Genomic DNA, 4,479 nt, shown 5'->3' on the forward strand with positions numbered 1-4,479 from the left:
CCCCCGTGCCCCTGGCCGTGCCCGTGGCTGTGCCCACCCCCGTGGCCGTGGCCGTGCCCGTGGCTGTCGCTTTGGGCGTTGGCGTGTTTGTGGCCCTGGGCGTTGCTCTGTGGGTGGCCTTTGGTGGGTTCGGTGCCCTGGGCGGGGTTGTGGCCGTGCTCGGGCCCGACGATGGGGCCGTGGCCCTGGGCGTCGTCCGGGGTCGGGGCGTGGGTGCTCATGGTTCCACGATGACCCGGAAAGTGCGTTGCAGCATCCCGATAACTGCGGTGTTGTCGCAGGTACGCGGCCTGTGTCAGTGCGGGTTGGTGGCCAGTAGCTCTGCCAGGAGGTCGTCCAGCGTGACGATTCCGGCGAACTCGTCCGCGTCGTTCACGACGGCCAGTTGGGCGCGGGCGCGGCGCATGCGGCTGACCGCGTCCAGGATCGTCGTCTCCGCCGTGAGGACGGGCGCCGGGTGGGCCAGCTCGCCCGCCCGCCGGTCGCCGCCGGGTTCGGTGATGGCGGCCCGGACGTGGACGATGCCCGTCATCGCGCCGTCCCGGTCGCGGACCAGGAGGCGGTTGTGGCCGCTGGCGGTGGCGGTCCGGCGGATCTGCGCGGCGGTCGCGTCCGCGCCGATCGTGGTGACGGACGTGGCGGGCACGACGAGGTGCCCGACGGTGGCCTCCCGCGCGGAGATCGCGCGGCGGAGCAGCTCGTGGTCGTGGCGTCCGATGAGGCCGAGCCGGCGGGACTCGCCGACCAGGTGGCTGAGCCGCGTCGCGTCGGTGTGCGGGTCGAGCTCGTCCTTCGGCGTGACGCGGAAGAGCCGCAGCAGCGCGTTGGTCGCCGCGTTCAGCGCCGACAGGATCGGCCTGGACACCTTCGCGAACGCGCGGAACGGCAGCGCCAGGATCAGCGCCGAGCGTTCCGGGTGCGTGATCGCCCACGACTTCGGAGCCATCTCCCCGATGACCATGTGCAGGAACGTGACGACGGCGAGGGCGCAGGCGAGCGCGATGGCCTTCGAGCCCGCCTCCGGGACGCCGAGCGCGTGCAGCGGCGGTTCGAGGAAGTGCTCGAACGCGGGCTCGGTGACGATCGCGAGGCCCAGCGAGCACATCGTGATGCCGAACTGCGCGCCCGCGAGCATCAGCGACAGCTCGCGGACGCCCGCGAGGGCGGCGACCGCGGGACGGCTGCCCTTGGCGGCGGCGCGCTCCAGTTGCGGCCGGTTGGCGGCGACGAGCGCGAACTCGGCCGCCACGAAGAACCCGTTCCCGACCAGCAGCAGGACGGTGATCAGCAGGGTGGTCAGCGGGTCCATGACGCCTCCACCGTGCCGCCCTCGGCGGCGGTTTCAGCGGCCGCGGGGGCGGGGGCCTCGCAGGGCGGGTCGGAGACGTCCGGGCGCTCGGCGGGGGCGGACGCCGTCGCCGTCCGGATCTGGATCTTCTCGGCGACGCGGCGGGCGACGCTGACGACCTCCAGCTCGACCGGCCCGCCGTCCAGGTCGACGGTGAGGCGGTCGCCGGGGCACGGCAGGCGGCGCAGCTCCGCCATGACGAGCCCGCCGAGCGTGTCGTAGGCGTCGCCTTCGGGCAGGTCGAGGCCGGTGAGGCGTTCGACCTCGTCGATGCGCATGCTCGCGTCGACGAGCCAGGACCCGTCCGGGCCGGACGTGGGGGCGTCCTCCCGGCGGTCGGTCTCGTCGGCGATCTCCCCGACGAGCTCCTCGGCGACGTCCTCGAAGGTGAGGATGCCGGCGAGGCCGCCGTACTCGTCCACGACGCAGGCGAACTCCTCGCCGGCGTCCCGCATCTGCTCGATGACGCCGTACAGCGGCTGGCTGCCGGGCACGAGCAGCGCCTGCCGGGTGACCCGGCCGACCGGGGTGGACGGGTCCAGCCCGTCGTCGGCGACCTCGCGGACGCCCGCGACGCCGACGACGTCGTCCACCTCCTGCCCGTAGACGGGGTACGCGCTGTGCCCGGTCTCGCGGATCAGCGCGACGAGGTCGGAGAGGGGCGCGGTGGCCGGCAGCGTCCGGACGTGCGGGCGCGGCACCATGACCTCGTCCGCCGTGAGGTCGCCGAACGACACGGCCCGCTCCAGCAGCCCGGACAGGTCAGCGGGCAGGTGTCCGGAGATGTGCGACTTGCCAATGATGTCGCCCAGCTCTTCGAGCGTCGCGCCGCTGTGCAGTTCCTCGACGGGCTCGACGCCGACGGCGCGCAGCAGGCGGTCGGCGGAGCGGTCGAACAGCCTGATCAGCGGCCCCGCCACCGTCAGGTACACGAGCGTGGACGCGGCCAGCGCGCGCGCCAGCGATTCGGCGCGCGCGAGCGCGAGGTTCTTGGGGAACAGCTCGCCGAGCAGCATCTGGATCAGCGTCGCCAGGACGAACCCCGTGGCGAGCGCGATCGCGCCGGTCGCCCCCTCGGGGACGCCCGCGACCTCCAGCGCCGGACGGATCAGCTCCGCGAGCGCGGGTTTGGCGATGAAGCCGACGACCAGGGTCGTCATCGTGATGCCGAGCTGCGCGCCCGACAGCATGAACGACAGCCTGCCGATGACCTTGACCGCACGCCGGGCGGACGTGTCACCCCGCTCGGCGGCCTGTTCGAGCGTCGCGCGGTCGGCGGCGACGAAGGCGAATTCCTGGGCGACGAAGTAACCGGTGGCGGCGGTCAGAAGGACCACCGCGAGCACTCCCAGCACCGCACTCACCATGGGGCACCGGGTCTATCAAGGGGGTCCGACACTGCGGACTCACCACTCCTCTCATACAGGACTGCCTGTCGTAACGTCACCCCGGACAACGAGGTTCCCGATGCACAGAGTACGTCCCTGGAGGTCACCCGCCTACGTCCCGGAAGGCCACCGGCCGTGCCCGGCCGCCGCGCGCGGGCGGCGGGCCGCCGAGACCGCCGGGACCGCGCGACGCGGCCGGACGTCGCGGGCGGCCGATCATCTGGGGCAGAATGACGCTTGTCTCGTTCAGTGTCACGGATCACACTTGTATGAGAGGGTACGTCCGATACTGGGCAGGTCCGTGCTCCCAGACCGCCTGACCGGGCATGCTCAGGGGGATGGTTGGAGAGCGATCGCGGGGCTGACGTTGGAGCAGAGCGGGGCCGGGGCTGCCGCGCCCATGAGCCGTGAAGGCGTCGACCATGCCCTGCGGAAGCTTCGCGAGGAACGCGACCGGATCTCCGCGTCCCTCCTCGACCTCGACGGGCACGAGGGCAGCCGCCTCCTCGAAGGCGCCAGGCTCACCGGGGTGACGTGGCGGCGCTGGGAGGACGCGAAGACCAGGATGACGACGCTGTGGGCGCTGTTCGACGCCTACCAGCGCGTCCTGGACGCCGCGTCCGAGCTGCGCGGACGCTCGCCCCGTCCGGACGCCGCGACGCTGGTCGAGCTGACCGGGCTGCTCGCGGGCCAGTCCGTCGAGCTGCCCGACGGCGAGATCCCGCTGCGGGACCGCACGCTGCTCGGCCCGCAGGAACGGCGGGTGACGCTGGACGAGGCCGTCACGATGATGTCCGACGCCTACGACTTCGTCGCGGGCGAGATCGCCGCCGCCGACGCCGCCTGGACGGCCCTGCTCCTCCCCCTCGAAGAGGTTGAGGAGAGCTGGCGGGACACGGCCCGGCTGGCGCACAGCCTTGACGGCACCCGCCATCCCGAATTGGACCGCATCGGCCGCGAGCTGACCGCGCTCGGCCGCGTCGTCCGCACCGACCCGCTGTCGCTCGTCCGGGACGGCCATCCCGACACCGGACGGCTCGACCGCGTCCGCGCCGTCCTGACCTCGCTGGGAGACGAGCTCACCGGCGTCGCCCGGATGCGGGACGAATACGAGGAGCTCATCGCGCGGGTCACGGCGTCCATCGAGGAGGTCGAGGCCACGGAGCGGCGCGCCTGCGAGGCCCACGCCACCGCCCTGCTCAAGATCCAGTCGCCGAACCTGCCGGCGCCGTCCCAGGGCCTCGGCATCGCGCTCCGCGACCGGCTCGCCGCCCTGGAACGGCTCCGCGAGGCGGGCCGCTGGGTCGAGCTGGCCGGACGGTTCGCCGAGCTCGAACGCGCCGCCGACGAGGCGCTGGAACGGGCGCGCGGCGACCTGCGTCTCAGTGCCGGTCTGCTCGACCGGCGCGGCGAGCTGCGGGGGCGCCTGGAGGCATACCGGGCGAAGGCCGCCCGGCTGGGCGTCGTCGAGGACGAGCAGCTCACCGAGCTGTACGGGGAGGCCCGCGACATGCTGTGGACGGCGCCCTGCGACCTGCGAAGGGCCACCACGGTGCTCGCGGAGTACCAGCGAGCGGTCAGGGCGTGCGAAAGCGAGACGGGGACCCGCCGATGAACCGATGCACCCAGCCCGGCTGCACCGGCGAAGTGGAGGCCGACGGCTTCTGCGACGTCTGCGGCATGGCCCCACCCGCACAACCCGTCCCGTCCCCGCAGACGTCGCAGAAGCCGTCGGCCTCCACT

The 4,479-nt window shown here is 73.1% G+C and carries 3 protein-coding genes and 1 pseudogene; 1 reads left to right on the top strand and 3 read right to left on the bottom strand.

Annotation, left to right across the window (positions count from 1 at the left end):
- From E1287_RS42155 to E1287_RS42165, 3 genes and pseudogenes are all read right to left on the bottom strand, one after another.
- Window positions 1-221, bottom strand: a pseudogene (locus tag E1287_RS42155) (hypothetical protein); the annotation flags it as partial.
- A gap of 74 nt (window positions 222-295) precedes the next feature.
- Window positions 296-1,309, bottom strand: coding sequence for a hemolysin family protein (locus E1287_RS42160; RefSeq protein ID WP_131971570.1), 1,014 nt, complete (start codon window positions 1,307-1,309; stop codon window positions 296-298).
- Window positions 1,297-2,703 carry a hemolysin family protein gene (locus tag E1287_RS42165; protein WP_243719819.1) on the bottom strand — a complete coding sequence of 469 codons (1,407 nt, stop codon included), beginning with the start codon at window positions 2,701-2,703 and terminating at the stop codon, window positions 1,297-1,299. Before E1287_RS42165 ends, E1287_RS42160 begins: the two co-directional genes overlap by 13 nt.
- A 433-nt stretch (window positions 2,704-3,136) precedes the next feature.
- Here E1287_RS42165 and E1287_RS42170 point away from each other — a divergent pair, with 433 nt between their 5' ends.
- The gene (locus tag E1287_RS42170; RefSeq protein WP_165969460.1) at window positions 3,137-4,351 is read left to right on the top strand and encodes a hypothetical protein; all 1,215 of its coding nucleotides are present in this window, start codon (window positions 3,137-3,139) and stop codon (window positions 4,349-4,351) included.
- The last annotated feature ends 128 nt before the right edge of the window (window positions 4,352-4,479 follow it).

It is taken from the genome of Actinomadura sp. KC06, from assembly GCF_004348735.1.
Lineage (GTDB): Bacteria > Actinomycetota > Actinomycetes > Streptosporangiales > Streptosporangiaceae > Spirillospora.